Source organism: Pseudomonas sp. IT-347P, from assembly GCF_949768005.1.
Taxonomy (GTDB): Bacteria; Pseudomonadota; Gammaproteobacteria; order Pseudomonadales; family Pseudomonadaceae; genus Aquipseudomonas.
In genome coordinates, this window is sequence record NZ_CATKPQ010000008.1 from 1 (window position 1) to 15,622 (window position 15,622).

Genomic DNA, 15,622 nt, shown 5'->3' on the forward strand with positions numbered 1-15,622 from the left:
CTATCGAAACCTGCATAACTCATTGAATCTCAAGGAGTTTTCCGTTTCGACTGCGCCGGAAGTGGGGCGAATTATAGACATCTGAAATCTGCCGTCAACCGTTAATTGCGCTTTTCTTTCAATCACTTGCAGATTTGCTAGAAAATGTTCAAACGCTTCTCTATATAGGAAGCAAATGCTGCGTCGCTATATAGAAGAAATGTCTAGATCACTCCAGCCGCCTTCAAATCAGCCACCGCACCCGCACCTATCCCCAGCACCCGCTGCAAAACATCCAGCGTATGCTCGCCCAATAAGGGTGGCGCTCGACGATACTCGACTGGCGTCTGCGACAACCGAATAGGGCTGGCCACCTGAGGCACCGTCCCCGCCAACGCATGCGGCATCTCTATCGACAATCCACGTGCTTTAACCTGAGGATCTTCGAATACCTGCGACAGATCGTTGATCGGGCCACACGGAACGCCCGCCTGCTCCAGCTGAGCAACCCATTCGGCAGTCGTCTTGAACACGGTGGCCTGACGAATCAACGGAATCAGTTCCGCGCGGTTAGCCACCCGCAGCTTATTGGTCGCGAAGCGCGGATCATCCGCCCACTGCGGCTGCCCCGCCACTTCGGCGAACTTGCGGAACTGCCCGTCGTTACCAACCGTGAGAATGAAATCACCATCGGCCGTAGGAAAATCCTGATAAGGCACAATGTTCGGATGCGCATTGCCCAAGCGCTTCGGTGCATTGCCCGTTGTCAGGTAGTTCATCGCCTGGTTAGCCAGACACGCCACCTGTACATCGAGCAACGCCATATCAATGTGCTGACCACCACCGTCATGATCGCGGTGCGCCAGTGCCGCGAGGATCGCCACTGTCGAATACAGACCAGTGAGAATGTCCGTCAACGCCACACCGACCTTCACCGGCCCGGCCCCCTCATCCCCCTCAGGTCGACCGGTCAGACTCATCAGTCCGCCCAGCCCCTGAATCATAAAGTCGTAGCCCGCGCGTTTGGCATATGGCCCGGTCTGGCCAAAACCGGTGATCGAGCAGTAAATCAGATCCGGATTGATCGCCTTCAGCGACTCATAATCCAGGCCGTAAGCCGCGAGCCCGCCGACCTTGAAGTTCTCGATGAGAATGTCCGACTTTGCCGCCAGCTCACGCACCAGCCTCTGGCCCTCGGGACGCGTGAAGTCGATAGTCACCGATTGCTTGTTGCGGTTGGCCGACAGGTAATAAGCGGCCTCCGAAGTGTTCTCGCCATAAGCGTCTTTAAGGAAGGGCGGGCCCCAGGCGCGAGTGTCGTCACCATTGCCCGGGCGCTCGACCTTGATCACCTCGGCGCCAAGATCGGCGAGGATCTGCCCGGCCCACGGTCCGGCCAATACCCGCGATAAATCCAGTACCCGCAGATGCGACAGTGCGCCCATGGTCGCTCTCCTATTAATAGAACGCCTGCAGACCGGTTTGCGCACGCCCGAGGATCAACGCGTGGACGTCGTGGGTACCTTCATAGGTATTCACCACTTCCAGGTTGACCAGATGACGGGCCACGCCGAACTCATCGGAGATGCCGTTACCACCGAGCATGTCGCGAGCCATACGCGCGATATCCAGCGACTTGCCGCACGAGTTGCGCTTCATGATCGAAGTGATCTCGACCGCAGCAGTGCCTTCATCCTTCATACGACCCAGACGCAGGCAGCCTTGCAGAGCCAGGGTGATTTCGGTCTGCATGTCGGCCAGCTTCTTCTGGATCAGTTGAGTAGCGGCCAATGGCCGACCGAACTGCTGACGATCCAGGGTGTACTGACGAGCGGTGTGCCAGCAGAACTCGGCGGCGCCCAGTGCCCCCCAGGAAATGCCATAACGCGCCGAGTTGAGGCAGGTGAACGGACCTTTCAGGCCACGCACGTCCGGGAAGATGTTCTCTTCCGGCACGAATACGTTGTCCATGACGATCTCACCGGTGATCGACGCGCGCAGACCGACCTTGCCGTGAATCGCCGGAGCACTCAGGCCTTTCCAGCCTTTTTCCAGGACGAAGCCACGGATGTCGCCGGCATCGTCTTTGGCCCAGACCACGAACACATCGGCGATCGGGCTGTTGGTGATCCACATTTTCGCGCCAGTCAGGCTATAGCCGCCGTCGACCTTACGTGCACGGGTAATCATCGCGCCTGGATCCGAACCGTGGTTTGGCTCAGTCAAACCGAAGCAGCCAATCCACTCGCCAGACGCCAGTTTCGGCAGGTACTTCTGTTTCTGCGCTTCAGTACCGAATTCGTTGATCGGCACCATCACCAGCGACGACTGCACGCTCATCATCGAGCGGTAGCCGGAGTCGACACGCTCGACCTCACGGGCGATCAGGCCGTAGCTGACATAGTTAAGTCCGCTGCCTCCGTATTGCTCAGGGATGGTCGCGCCCAACAGGCCGACTTCGCCCATTTCGCGGAAGATCGCCGGGTCGGTTTTCTCATGGCGGAAGGCTTCAAGAACACGCGGTGCGAGGCTCTGTTGAGCGAACTGCTCGGCGGTGTCGCGGATCATGCGCTCTTCTTCAGTGAGTTGCTGATCCAGCAGCAGGGGATCGATCCAATTGAAGCTAGCTTTACCGCCCATGAGTGTGTCCTCGCAAATCGGCTGAATTAACGTGGGATTGATCCTAGGCGTCGTTCGCTGGCGCGGCAAACGAGGATTTCGCATCCTGTTGTGCTAATTTCTCACTCCGAAACGTCGCCAAATGCCTTTTATGCGGCGCATTAGTGAGGTTGACGTACATGCGCAGGAAGATCCCCAGCACCACCGCCCTGATCAGTTTCGAAGCCGCCGCGCGCCACGAGAGCTTTACCCGGGCCGCCGAAGAACTTTCCCTCACTCAAGGCGCCATTTGCCGACAGATCGCCAGCCTTGAGGAGTTTCTCAGTGTGGAACTGTTCCGACGCTCGCGGCGCGGAGTGAAACTGACAGAAGCAGGACTTTCCTACAGCCGCCGGGTCGCGACGCAACTCGATGCGGTCGAGCGCGACACGCTGTCAGTGATGGGCCAGCAAGGCATCAACGTGATCGAATTGGCGGTGGTGCCGACCTTCGGTACTCAATGGCTACTGCCACGGCTCAAGGATTTCCAGCTCAAGCACCCGGAAGTCACGGTCAACCTGACCAACCGCACCCGGCCCTTTCTGTTTGCTGATACCGAATTCGACGCCGCGATCTACTTCGGCGATGCCGATTGGTCAGGTACCGAATCCCACAGACTGATGGGAGAGAATCCGATGCCGGTGTGCAGCCCCGCCCTACTTGGCAACGAGACGCATCTGACCGCCGAAGCCATCGCCGAACTGCCGCTGCTGCAGCAAACCACCCGCCCCTACGCCTGGCGCCAGTGGTTCAACTCGCAACACCTGAATATTCCCCGCGACATGACAGGCCCGCGCTACGAGCTATTCTCCATGCTGGCCCAGGCAGCGATGCACGACATGGGCATTGCGCTGATTCCGCCGTTCCTGATTCAGCGTGAGCTGGCCGAGAAACGCCTGGTGGTCGCCAACCCCCAAGCACTCTCCAGCATCAAGGCCTATTACCTGATGATTCCTGAGCGAAAGGTCGAATCAGCGTCATTAAAGGCTTTTCGCGACTGGCTGGTAAACCAGGCACAGAGCTACAGCCTAGAAGGATAAAGGCTTACAGCAATATCTAACCTCGTAGTCAGGAAAAACAAAGCCCTACAGATATAACTATTTGTCGCAATTTCGCTGACTGTATCCGAAAGTCGTACAGACGTCCCAGAAGCGCCTGACGACGTGGCTTTGAGCCTTCATGGACGACGCATTACTGTCTATTCACGCCACCAATGAGAAATTTTTCCATATTCGGCCAGAATCCTTGTAAGGCACGGCCTGCAAGGGATTCAACTGGCCATCTGCGACATTCGGTCACGGGATGACTTGTAGTTAATTTTCCGTCACCCGTCATAATCCCTTGAAGGGCATAAAGTTCGCCTGCAAAATGCCGCGCCCCGCCCTGATTTGGCGGGATCGTGCTGATCGGCCGCCCCAGTCGCACCATCCGTAGTGCATGGGTTTACTCAATAAGATCACGCAGGAGATTTGACGTGCACATTGGTGTTCCTCTCGAAACCCAGACCGGTGAAACACGGGTTGCTGCAACCCCGGAAACCATTAAAAAGCTGATCAGCCAAGGTCATAAGGTCACTGTGCAAACCGGCGCCGGCGTTAAAGCCAGCGTTGTCGACAGTGCCTATGAAGCGGCAGGCGCAACCATTGGCAGTGCCAATGATGCGTTTGGCGCCGAGCTGATTCTCAAAGTGGTCGCACCAAGCGATACCGAACTGACGCTGATCAAGCGCGGTACGGTGCTGGTGGGCATGCTCAACCCGTTCAACAACGAGACCATCGCGAAGATGGCCGAGTGCGGCATTACCGCGTTCGCCCTCGAAGCCGCGCCGCGCACCTCGCGCGCGCAGAGTCTCGATGTGTTGTCGTCGCAGGCGAACATTGCCGGCTATAAGGCGGTGTTGCTTGCTGCGCACCACTATCCACGTTTCATGCCTATGTTGATGACCGCTGCGGGCACCGTGAAAGCGGCGCGCGTATTGATTCTCGGCGCGGGTGTGGCCGGGTTGCAGGCGATTGCCACGGCGAAACGTCTGGGTGCGGTAATCGAAGCGTCCGACGTACGTCCGGCCGTCAAGGAACAGATCGAATCCCTCGGCGCCAAGTTCGTCGACGTGCCTTACGAGACCGATGAAGAGCGCGAATGCGCTGTTGGTGTTGGCGGTTACGCGCGGCCAATGCCGGCGAGCTGGATGCAGCGTCAGGCCCAGGCCGTGCACGAGCGCGCCAAACAAGCTGACATCGTCATTACCACCGCGCTGATTCCGGGCCGCAAGGCGCCGACGCTGTTGAGCGCGGAGACCGTGGCCCAGATGAAACCGGGCTCGGTGGTCATCGACCTCGCAGCGGCTCAGGGTGGTAACTGCCCGCTGACCGTGGCTGATCAGGTCGTGGTCGAGAATGGCGTAACCATTTGTGGCCCGACCAATCTGGCCGGCGAAGTCGCTGCAGACGCCTCGGCACTGTATGCGCGCAACCTGCTGGACTTCCTCAAGCTGGTGTTCACCAAAGAAGGCCAGTTCGACGTCAACCTCGAAGACGACATCGTCGCCGCGTGCCTGATGTGCCGCGACGGCCAAGTCATCCGCAAAAACGCCTAAGCAGGGATTCAGACGATGGAAGAGCTTATCTCCCCCGGTATCTACAACCTGATCATCTTCGTGCTGGCGATTTATGTCGGTTACCACGTGGTCTGGAACGTTACACCTGCGCTGCACACGCCATTGATGGCGGTGACCAACGCCATCTCCGCGATCGTGATCGTCGGCGCCATGCTTGCCGCCGCACTGACCGTCACGCCGCTGGGTAAAACCATGGGCACCCTTGCGGTGGCGCTGGCTGCGGTCAACGTGTTCGGTGGCTTCCTGGTCACCCGCCGCATGCTTGAGATGTTCAAGAAGAAAGCCCCGAAAGTAAAAGAAGAGGCGCCGAAGTAATGAGCATGAATCTCGTCACGACGCTCTACCTGATCGCGTCGATCTGCTTTATCCAGGCCCTCAAAGGCCTGTCGCACCCGACCACCTCGCGCCGCGGCAACCTGTTCGGCATGCTCGGCATGGCGTTGGCGATCCTGACCACCGTCGGCCTCATCTATAAGCTGGGCGCCGAGCTGGCAACCGCGGGTATCGGTTACGTCATCGTTGGCCTGCTGATCGGTGGCACCGCCGGTTCGATCATGGCCAAACGCGTTGAAATGACCAAAATGCCGGAACTGGTCGCCTTCATGCACAGCATGATCGGCCTCGCGGCCGTGTTCATTGCCATCGCGGCAGTGGTTGAGCCGCAATCGCTGGGTATCGTTAAACAGCTGGGCGACTCGATTCCGGCGGGCAACCGTCTGGAGCTGTTCCTCGGTGCGGCGATCGGTGCAATCACCTTCTCCGGTTCGGTGATTGCCTTCGGCAAGCTGTCGGGCAAGTACAAGTTCCGTCTGTTCCAGGGCGCGCCGGTACAGTTTGCCGGTCAGCACAAGCTCAACGCAGTGTTGGGTCTGGCGACGCTGGCACTCGGTCTGACGTTCATGTTCACCGGCAACCTCACTGCGTTCGCGCTGATGCTGGCGCTGGCGTTCGTGATGGGCGTGCTGATCATCATCCCGATCGGCGGTGCCGACATGCCAGTCGTGGTGTCGATGCTCAACAGCTACTCGGGCTGGGCGGCGGCGGGTATCGGTTTCTCGCTGAACAACTCGATGTTGATCATTGCCGGTTCCCTGGTGGGCTCGAGCGGTGCGATTCTCTCGTACATCATGTGCAAGGCGATGAACCGTTCCTTCTTTAATGTACTGCTCGGCGGTTTCGGCAACACGGCCGATGCGGGCCCGGCCGGTGCGAAAGAAGCCCGCCCGGTGAAATCCGGTTCGGCTGACGATGCAACCTTCCTGCTGACCAACGCCGACACCGTGATCATCGTGCCGGGCTACGGTCTGGCAGTGGCGCGTGCGCAACATGCATTGAAAGAACTGACCGAGAAGCTGACCCACCGTGGTGTAACCGTGAAGTATGCGATCCACCCGGTGGCCGGCCGTATGCCTGGCCATATGAACGTCCTGCTCGCCGAGGCCGAAGTGCCTTACGACCAGGTGTTCGAGATGGAAGACATCAACTCCGAGTTCGGCCAGGCCGACGTGGTGCTGGTGCTCGGCGCGAACGACGTGGTCAACCCGGCCGCCAAGAACGATCCGAAGTCGCCGATTGCCGGCATGCCGATTCTCGAAGCATTCAAGGCCAAGACCATCATCGTCAACAAGCGCTCGATGGCCAGCGGTTACGCCGGTCTGGACAACGAACTGTTCTATCTGGACAAGACCATGATGGTGTTCGGCGACGCGAAGAAAGTCATCGAAGACATGGTCAAAGCGGTCGAGTAATTCCCCGCTGCAAGACCGAACGCCCCGACTCGTCGGGGCGTTTTTGTTTGCGCAAAACGCCGGACAATTTGCCGCGTTGTTGCGGATCCGGTAACGGTGTTTTACTTGAAACCCGCTAAATAGACGCCTCGTTTGCGACCTTGGTAGCGGGACAGGCGCCCGTCAAATTCACTAGACTGCGCATCCTGCTACTCGTTGCCCGAGATAATAATCCATGTACCGTGACCGTATTCGCCTGCCTTCGTTGTTGGATAAAGTGATGAGCGCTGCCGACGCCGCCGCTCTGATTGAGGACGGCATGACCGTCGGCATGAGCGGCTTCACCCGCGCCGGCGAAGCCAAAGCCGTTCCCCACGCATTGGCCGAGCGGGCCAAGGTCACGCCGCTGAAGATCAGCCTGATGACCGGCGCCAGCCTCGGCAATGATCTGGACAAACAACTGACCGAAGCCGGCGTACTGTCGCGACGCATGCCGTTCCAGGTCGACAGCACCCTGCGCAAGGCAATCAATGCCGGCGAAGTCATGTTCATCGACCAGCACTTGTCGGAAACCGTCGAGCAACTGCGCAACCAGCAACTGAAGCTGCCGGATATCGCAGTGATTGAGGCTGTGGCCATCACTGAACAAGGTCATATCGTGCCGACCACCTCGGTGGGCAACTCGGCGAGTTTTGCGATTTTCGCCAAACAGGTGATCGTCGAGATCAACCTAGCGCACAACGCCAACCTCGAAGGCCTGCATGACATCTATATCCCGACCTATCGCCCGACGCGCACGCCGATCCCGCTGGTAAAAGTCGACGACCGCATCGGCAGCACCGCGATTCCGATTCCGCCGGAGAAGATTGTCGCCATCGTTATCACCCAGCAGGCGGACTCGCCGTCCACGGTGTCAACCCCGGATGTCGATACCAACGCCATCGCCGCGCACCTGATCACCTTCTTCAAGCAGGAAGTCGATGCCGGGCGCATGACCAACAAACTGGGCCCGTTGCAGGCGGGGATCGGCAACATTGCCAACGCGGTGATGTGCGGCCTGATCGATTCGCCGTTCGAAGACCTGACCATGTACTCCGAAGTGTTGCAGGATTCGACCTTCGACCTGATCGATGCCGGCAAGCTGAGCTTCGCCTCGGGCAGCTCGATCACCCTCTCGGAGCGGCGCAACAGCGATGTGTTCGGCAATCTGGAGAAATACAAGGACAAACTGGTGCTGCGGCCGCAGGAGATCTCCAACCACCCGGAAGTGGTGCGTCGGCTGGGCATCATCGGCATCAACACGGCGCTGGAGTTCGACATCTACGGCAACGTCAACTCGACCCACGTCTGCGGCACGCGGATGATGAACGGCATCGGTGGTTCCGGCGATTTCGCACGCAACGCGCACCTGGCGGTCTTCGTGACCAAATCGATCGCCAAGGGTGGCGCGATTTCCAGCGTAGTACCGATGGTCAGCCACGTTGACCACACCGAGCATGACGTCGACATTCTGGTGACCGAAGTGGGTCTGGCCGACCTGCGGGGTCTGGCGCCACGGGAACGTGCGCGAGTGATCATCGATAACTGTGTGCACCCGGACTTCCGTCAGGCGCTGAATGATTACTTCACTTCTGCCTGTGCAATCGGTGGTCACACCCCGCATATCCTGCGTGAAGCGTTGAGCTGGCACATGAACCTGGAAGAAACCGGTCGCATGCTCGCCGTGTAATTCACACAGATAAACCGCTGATGCAAACACAGTTTGCATCAGCGATCTTTGGCAAACGTTCCACCTGACAAAAACTGTACTGCTGTACCGGTCTTTTCCTACAGTGATCGCCTACCTTCTCAGCTTAATTGAGCTAAAACGCACTACTTGAGTGCAGACAGGTACAGTTTGCTCAATTTTGACCCGTACACCCCCTATAAACAGTTAACTGGTCACTCACAATACAGCTGAACTGTATCTAGAGAGACTTGGCAAACGAGAGGATCATGGGCACCAGTCAAACCACTACCTGATCCCGCCACAAGCGGAAGGATGTCAACCATGGAACGTACACTCAGTTCCGAACTGTTCTTCGAAGACAAAGCTGTAAACACCCAGGCTTCCCTGCCTCTGCGCGTTATCGCCAACCTGATGTTGTGGCAGCGCCGCATCTCCAGCCGCCATCAACTGGCTCGTCTGGATTCGCGTCTGCTGGCTGACGCCGGTATCAGCGAAGCACAACGCTACGAAGAGCTGAGCAAGCCGTTCTGGCGCTAAGTAGCGTCGCTGGCTCTGGTCGTTAGACCCACCGCCAGCAACCCGAATTGAACAAACAAAACCCGTCGTGGGGAACCACGACGGGTTTTGTCGTTTTTGGCTTTGGGAAACCACGATATGGATGCCGAGACCACCAACAGGTACAGTTCGCAGCATGAAGATATCAACCAGTACAATTTAATCAGTGTACATGCACCTTCGGCGCCTCAACGGCGCAACGTCTCCGTGCACCGTGACCGGTACAGGGGACACGTTATGAATGACTTACAGAATGTTTCAAAATCTAAAGACACCTGGTCACGCGGTGCAACGCTCTGTGGCGCCTCCGCCGCCCCTTTTGCCGGCGCGTGGAACGGGCACAGCCCGGCGTTTACTGGCTCAACTGCAGGGTCGGGATCTCGCCAGTCGAGGCCTTAGCCACACCGAGTGCTTCCATGAACCGGATAAACCCTCCTCGCGCTAGCATTCTGCCCACTGTGCGAATCTCGCAAAGCAAGCCTAATATCCAAACAGAACGTGGCGAATGCTGTGCAAGTGGCGTCTGACTCCTCAGATACCGAGCCACCTCTCAATACGGTTTATCCACAGGAGTTACACCATGACCCGTCTTCGTCTGCTCAGTGCTGCCGCCCTGCTGGCCGTGGCTGCCAATGCCAGCGCCACCAGTTTCATCGTGACCACCGACGCCGTTGTCGGTGCCCTGAAATCCTCATCCGATGCCACCTCCGACGTCACCTCGTCGTTCCGTGACGACAAAATCGTTCTCGCCGCTCGCGACGACGCGGCCAGCTTCGTGGCAAGTGAAGGCGAAATCCGTGGGGTGAAGCTGGAAAGCGCGCTGGATCACATTCGCCATCAGGCGCCACAGCTGCAAGCCACCGACGCACAATTGGCTCAGGCCATCCTGACGATCTAAGCGACCGGTACAGTTCGGGACACGCGGGTCGTGTCCCGATGTTTCGGCGCTGGCTCTGGTCCGGGCATTGCGCTAGCCTTTGGGCTCGCTAACCATTACCGAGTCTCATGCGTTTTCTTTCAAATCTGCTCTTCCCTTCTGTTCTGTTGACGGCCTGCTGGACGATGTCGGCGAATGCCTTTGATGCGTTCAACCTGTCGACGCAAAGCAGTGTCGTCAGCGGTTATGCCACCAGCATGGTGTCTTCTGCGCCTTTCGACCGTAAACTGCTGCTCGCCGCCCATGATGACGCGGCAGCGTTCGTTGCCAGTGACGGTGAATGGCGAGGTGCTCGTCTGGAATCCGCGCTGCATTACCTGCGCAAAACCCGACCGAAACTTCATGCCAGCGATCTTGAACTGGCAGAGGCAATTCTCGTCCAATAGTTATCCCGTAACCCTTGCCCTTCCGGAGTCGTTCCATGCGTAGCCCGCTGATTGCTGCCGCCCTTGGCCTGTTTTTGTTGGCCGACGTGGCCCAGGCGCACACCCTGGTAGCCACCAGTAACATCATCGTTCGCGCTTCCCAGCGCACCATCGATTTCACGTCTGACACCACGACGTCGATTCGCGACTCGAAAATCATCCGCGAAGCCCATGACGACGCCGCCAGTTTCGTAGCATCCAATGGCGATATCCGTGGCGCGCACCTTGAAGCCGCCCTCAACACTTTGCGCACTCGTGTGCCGGAAGCACGCGACGCCAGTGATCAGGTGCTCGCCGAAGCCATCCTCGCACTGTGAAGTCACTCGGCACCTGGCTGCTGGCCGGGGCGTTGTTGCTGCTTGGCAACAGCGCCCACGCCGGCCTGCAACTGCGGCTCAAGACCGACGGTCTGAGCCCCGCCCAACAACAGGCCAGCCAGGCGCTCATCGATGAGGCGATGCAAAAGCTGCCGCCGAGCTTCATCGAACGGCTGGACCGACGCATCGATGTCGGCTGGACCGACGACATGCCCGGCAACGCCTACGGCCAGGCCACGCTGGTCGCCGAACTCGATCTGAACCGCAAACTGCTCGGCAGTCTTACTGACGGCAGTGCAGCCAAAGAAAAAACCAACCGCCCCCACGGCACTGTGCGTCAGGAACTGCTCGCAACGGTGCTGCACGAAATCACCCACATTTATGATCGCGCGCGCCTGTGGCCGAGTGCCGAGCGCACGCTGATCCAGCGCTGCAGCCGACGTTTCAACAGCGCCGGGCTGGTCGGTATCCCCGATGAATGTCGCGGCCAGAACGGCCGGCGTTTCACCCTCAGCGATGACCCGCGCCTGCTCGATCTCGCCGGTTGGCAGCAATACGTCGGTCGCCGTGGTGAACGCGAACAGCACAACCGGCAGATCGCCCGTAGCCCGGACTTGTACGAGATCTCCAGCCCCAAGGAATTCGTCGCGGTCAACATGGAGTACTTCCTCCTCGACCCGAGCTACGCCTGCCGCCGCCCGGCGCTGTATCGCTATTACCAGCAACACTTCGGCTGGGCGCCGCCGGCCAGGGACGCCTGCAGCAAGACCTTCTCGTTCCTCAATGCCGGCAATGACTTCGCCAAGCAACCTCTGGGGCAAGTCGATCCGGAACGAGTCTATGCCGTCGACTATCTGCTGGCCGAAGCCAATCAGAACTGGGTCAGCCGCTGGGGCCACAGCATGTTGCGCCTGGTGATCTGCGCGCCGGGTCGACCGCGTGGGCCGGATTGCCGGCTCGACCTCGATCAGCATCTGGTGCTGTCCTACCGCGCCTTTGTCGGCGATGTACAGCTGTCGAGCTGGGACGGACTGGTCGGCAAATACCCGTCACGCCTGTTCGTCCTCCCGCTAGCGCAGGTCATCGATGAATACACCAAGACTGAACTGCGCAGCCTCGCCTCGGTGCCGCTGAATCTGTCACGCGACGAGATCGAAGGCGTGGTCGAACACGCTGCCGAAATGCACTGGAGCTACGACGGCAACTACTTTTTCCTTTCCAACAACTGTGCGGTGGAAGGCTTGAAGCTGTTGCGCAGCGGCAGCAACAACACACAGTTCGTGGGTCTGGACAGCATCATGCCCAACGGCTTGCTGGAAGTGATGAAGGGCCGTGGTCTGGCGGATACCAGTGTGCTGGATGATCCGAAAGAAGCGTTGCGTCTCGGCTACCGCTTCGACTCGTTCCGCGATCGCTATCAGGCAATGTTCGATGTGCTGAAGAAGCAATTGCCAATCAAACAGAACACCGTCGAGGAATGGCTTTCGCTGTCGGCCGAAGAGCGCCGAGAGTGGTTCGAACGCGCCGACCTTCGTACCAGCGCCGCACTCCTGCTGTTGGAACAAGCCAGTTATCGGCGGCAATTGCTGCTGGCCCAGGATGAGGTCAAACAGCGTTACCTCGGCGCACGCGAGCTCGAAAACGGCGGCATGGACAAGGCCAACGCGACCTTGCAGGAAATCCTCGCCAACAGCGGGTTCCTCAGTCGTCCGGCGGAACTGCTCGATTCCAAGGGGTACGGACTGCCACAGCCGGCCGAGTTCAGTCGACTCGAAGCAGAGAGCAGTCAGCGGCAGAAGAAGCTGTTGGCACTGTCCGGTGATCTGGACGCCGAAGTGCGCAAGTTGCTGGAGCCCAAGCGCGCCGCGGAGATTGCGGCCAGTGAGGAGAATGTGAAGCAGATTGGCGCGCATCTGCGCAAACTGCACAAGGCCTCCGGCGGACTGGAGTTGCCCTGAAAAAAAGATCGCAGCCATTGGCTGCGATCTTTTTTATTGCCTGCAGATCAGTACAAAACCCCGTCCAGAATTTCATAAACGATCCCGGTGCCCACCGCGATCAGCACAATGTCGCCCCCCGCCCGGCGCCATTCGTAGCCCGGATACACCGGCAAACGACCTAACGCCCGATTATCCAGACGCTCGCCGTAATAGCCGTGCGGCAACGGCCGGCCACGCTCCAGATGAATCCCGGGAGGCGGCGGCGCACCGCGTACGAAGTAGCCATGATTATCACGAATGGTCTGGCGTACAGGCCCGAAGTCATGGGGCGGCGGGCCGCCACGGTGCTCATTGTGTGGGCCACGGTGGTCGTCACCGTGATTGTCGCCACGGTTATCGTAATGGCCCTGTGGCGGGCCGCCGTGGTCGTGATCATCGCGCGGGTCGGCGCTGGCCAGCAGCGGTGTCGCACTGATCATCAGCACGCCCAGCCCGGCAATCAGACGTTTCGGCATTTTCATCGGGTCTTTCCTCACGGCACAAACAGCAAAAAGGGCCTCAGAACGATGTTCTGAAGCCCTCGGTCTTGCTCGTTTAGTCTTTGCCGCGAGGCGCTAATTCCTCTGTATCAGGAACTTTACCTTCAGCTGACACGGGCCTTACGTACGCCTTCGGAGAGTGCCGAGCACAGGCTCAATACGCCGTCGATGGCCTGGTCCGGTGTAGTCGCGTTGGCGATGTGATCGATCAGTGCCGACCCCACCACCACACCGTCAGCGAGACGCGCGATGGACGCCGCTTGCTCTGGCGTACGGATGCCGAAACCGATGCTGATCGGCAAATCGGTATGACGACGCAGACGGGTCACGGCCTCTTCAACGTGCTCCAGCGTTGCAGCACCGGCACCGGTCACACCGGCAACCGACACGTAATAAACGAAACCGGAACTGCCATTGAGGACCTTCGGCAAACGCGCATCATCAGTGGTCGGCGTGGTCAGACGAATGAAGTCCAGACCGGCAGCCTGCGCCGGGTCACACAGCTCGGCGTTGTGCTCAGGCGGCATGTCGACCACGATCAGGCCATCGACGCCGGCCTCTCTCGCATCGGCGATGAAGCGCTCAACGCCGTACATGTGGATCGGGTTGAAGTAACCCATCAGCACTAGCGGGGTGTCGCTGTTGCCTTCACGGAACTCGCGAACCATTTGCAGGGTTTTCGTCAGGTTCTGCCTGGCGCCCAAGGCGCGGATGTTCGCCAGTTGAATCGCCGGGCCGTCAGCCATCGGGTCGGTGAATGGCATGCCCAGCTCGATCACGTCGGCGCCAGCACCCGGCAAACCTTTGAGGATCGCCAGCGAGGTGTCGTAGTCCGGATCACCGGCGGTGACGAAAGTCACCAGCGCGGCGCGGTTCTGTTCTTTGAGGTCGGCAAAACGCGTTTGCAGGCGGCTCATCAGTGTTTCTCCTGCTTGGACTGTTCCATATGGTGCATGACGGTCTGCATGTCTTTGTCGCCACGGCCCGACAGGTTGACCACCATCAGGTGATCCTTCGGCAGCTTCGGTGCGCGTTTGAACACTTCAGCCAGGGCGTGGGCGCTTTCCAGTGCCGGAATGATCCCTTCCAGGCGGCAGCATTTGTGGAACGCGTCGAGGGCTTCGTCGTCGGTCACCGAGGTGTATTGAACGCGGCCGATGTCATGCAACCAGGCGTGCTCCGGGCCAATGCCGGGATAATCGAGACCGGCGGAAATCGAATGGGCGTCGATGATCTGGCCATCGTCGTCCTGCAGCAGGAACGTGCGATTGCCGTGCAACACACCCGGAACGCCGCCGTTCAGGCTCGCGGCGTGCTTGCCGGTTTCGATGCCGTAACCGGCCGCTTCAACACCGATGATTTCAACGCCCTTGTCGTCGAGGAACGGGTGGAACAGGCCCATGGCATTGGAACCACCGCCGATGCACGCCACCAGGCTGTCCGGCAGTCGACCTTCCTGAGCCTGCAATTGATCGCGGGTTTCCTTGCCGATCACGGCCTGGAAGTCGCGAACCATTGCTGGATAAGGGTGCGGGCCGGCCACGGTGCCGATCAGGTAGAAGGTGCTGTCGACGTTGGTCACCCAGTCACGCAGCGCTTCGTTCATCGCGTCTTTCAGAGTGCCGGTGCCGGCCACGACCGGAATCACTTCAGCGCCCAGCAGCTTCATGCGAAAGACGTTGGCCTGCTGACGTTCGATGTCAGTGGTGCCCATGTAGATCACGCAATCCAGACCGAAACGTGCAGCAACGGTGGCCGTGGCTACGCCATGCATACCGGCGCCGGTCTCGGCGATGATGCGTTTCTTGCCCATGCGCCGCGCCAACAGGATCTGGCCGATGCAGTTGTTGATCTTGTGCGCGCCGGTGTGGTTCAGCTCTTCGCGCTTGAGATAAATCTTCGCGCCGCCGCAGAACTCGGTCAGGCGTTCGGCGAAATACAGTGGGCTTGGACGTCCGACGTAGTCACGCTGGAAGTAGGCCAATTCTTCTTTGAATGCCGGATCTTCCTTGGCCGCTTCGTATTCCCGAGCCAGATCGAGGATCAACGGCATCAGGGTTTCTGCCACGTAGCGGCCGCCGAAGGCGCCGAACAGGCCGTTATCGTCCGGGCCGTTGCGCAGATCAGAGGTGTTCGACGTCTGGGTCATGAGTCGCTCCAGGTGAATTCGGATGAAAAGACAATGACGACCACTCTACC

15 protein-coding genes are annotated in these 15,622 nt (G+C 59.2%); 10 read left to right on the forward strand and 5 right to left on the reverse strand.

Annotated elements, in window-relative coordinates:
* Positions 1–203: 203 nt before the first annotated feature.
* Positions 204–1,424, reverse strand: a complete 1,221-nt coding sequence (locus ACM6IV_RS03590; RefSeq protein WP_414868757.1) for a CaiB/BaiF CoA transferase family protein — start codon at positions 1,422–1,424, stop codon at positions 204–206.
* 13 nt (positions 1,425–1,437) lie between these two features.
* Positions 1,438–2,619, reverse strand: a complete 1,182-nt coding sequence (locus ACM6IV_RS03595) for an acyl-CoA dehydrogenase (RefSeq protein WP_007953903.1) — start codon at positions 2,617–2,619, stop codon at positions 1,438–1,440.
* 158 nt (positions 2,620–2,777) lie between these two features.
* On the opposite strand from ACM6IV_RS03595, the gene ACM6IV_RS03600 reads away from it, so the two are divergent.
* From ACM6IV_RS03600 to ACM6IV_RS03645, 10 genes are all read left to right on the forward strand, one after another.
* The gene (locus tag ACM6IV_RS03600) at positions 2,778–3,677 is read left to right on the forward strand and encodes a LysR family transcriptional regulator (protein ID WP_414868758.1); all 900 of its coding nucleotides are present in this window, start codon (positions 2,778–2,780) and stop codon (positions 3,675–3,677) included.
* Positions 3,678–4,111: 434 nt separating this feature from the next.
* On the forward strand, positions 4,112–5,233 hold the full coding sequence (locus tag ACM6IV_RS03605; protein WP_414868759.1) for a Re/Si-specific NAD(P)(+) transhydrogenase subunit alpha: 1,122 nt from the start codon (positions 4,112–4,114) through the stop codon (positions 5,231–5,233).
* Between the two features lie 15 nt (positions 5,234–5,248).
* Positions 5,249–5,569, forward strand: coding sequence for an NAD(P) transhydrogenase subunit alpha (locus ACM6IV_RS03610; RefSeq protein WP_003187417.1), 321 nt, complete (start codon positions 5,249–5,251; stop codon positions 5,567–5,569).
* A complete protein-coding gene (locus tag ACM6IV_RS03615) occupies positions 5,569–7,002 on the forward strand; it encodes an NAD(P)(+) transhydrogenase (Re/Si-specific) subunit beta (RefSeq protein ID WP_103306483.1) in 1,434 nt (477 codons plus the stop codon). Before ACM6IV_RS03610 ends, ACM6IV_RS03615 begins: the two co-directional genes overlap by 1 nt.
* A 214-nt stretch (positions 7,003–7,216) precedes the next feature.
* A complete protein-coding gene (locus ACM6IV_RS03620) occupies positions 7,217–8,710 on the forward strand; it encodes an acetyl-CoA hydrolase/transferase family protein (protein ID WP_414868760.1) in 1,494 nt (497 codons plus the stop codon).
* Positions 8,711–9,031: 321 nt separating this feature from the next.
* Positions 9,032–9,247, forward strand: coding sequence for a DUF1127 domain-containing protein (locus tag ACM6IV_RS03625; RefSeq protein ID WP_007911656.1), 216 nt, complete (start codon positions 9,032–9,034; stop codon positions 9,245–9,247).
* A gap of 598 nt (positions 9,248–9,845) precedes the next feature.
* The gene (locus tag ACM6IV_RS03630) at positions 9,846–10,163 is read left to right on the forward strand and encodes a DUF2388 domain-containing protein (protein ID WP_414868761.1); all 318 of its coding nucleotides are present in this window, start codon (positions 9,846–9,848) and stop codon (positions 10,161–10,163) included.
* A gap of 107 nt (positions 10,164–10,270) precedes the next feature.
* The gene (locus tag ACM6IV_RS03635) at positions 10,271–10,588 is read left to right on the forward strand and encodes a DUF2388 domain-containing protein (RefSeq protein ID WP_414868762.1); all 318 of its coding nucleotides are present in this window, start codon (positions 10,271–10,273) and stop codon (positions 10,586–10,588) included.
* Between the two features lie 35 nt (positions 10,589–10,623).
* Entirely contained in the window at positions 10,624–10,944 is a 321-nt protein-coding gene (locus tag ACM6IV_RS03640; RefSeq protein ID WP_034152281.1) for a DUF2388 domain-containing protein, read from the forward strand.
* A complete protein-coding gene (locus tag ACM6IV_RS03645; RefSeq protein ID WP_414868763.1) occupies positions 10,941–12,902 on the forward strand; it encodes a DUF4105 domain-containing protein in 1,962 nt (653 codons plus the stop codon). Before ACM6IV_RS03640 ends, ACM6IV_RS03645 begins: the two co-directional genes overlap by 4 nt.
* A 47-nt stretch (positions 12,903–12,949) precedes the next feature.
* Here ACM6IV_RS03645 and ACM6IV_RS03650 read toward each other — a convergent pair whose 3' ends face one another.
* The 3 genes from ACM6IV_RS03650 to trpB form a co-directional block, all read right to left on the reverse strand.
* Complete coding sequence (locus ACM6IV_RS03650; protein ID WP_414868764.1) at positions 12,950–13,405, reverse strand: anti-virulence regulator CigR family protein; 456 nt, start codon at positions 13,403–13,405, stop codon at positions 12,950–12,952.
* 122 nt (positions 13,406–13,527) lie between these two features.
* The gene (trpA, locus tag ACM6IV_RS03655) at positions 13,528–14,340 is read right to left on the reverse strand and encodes a tryptophan synthase subunit alpha (protein WP_414868765.1); all 813 of its coding nucleotides are present in this window, start codon (positions 14,338–14,340) and stop codon (positions 13,528–13,530) included.
* Positions 14,340–15,572 (reverse strand): tryptophan synthase subunit beta, encoded by a 1,233-nt coding sequence (trpB, locus tag ACM6IV_RS03660; RefSeq protein ID WP_414868766.1) that lies wholly within the window; start codon positions 15,570–15,572, stop codon positions 14,340–14,342. The genes trpA and trpB overlap by 1 nt, the downstream gene beginning before the upstream one ends.
* Positions 15,573–15,622 lie beyond the last annotated feature (50 nt).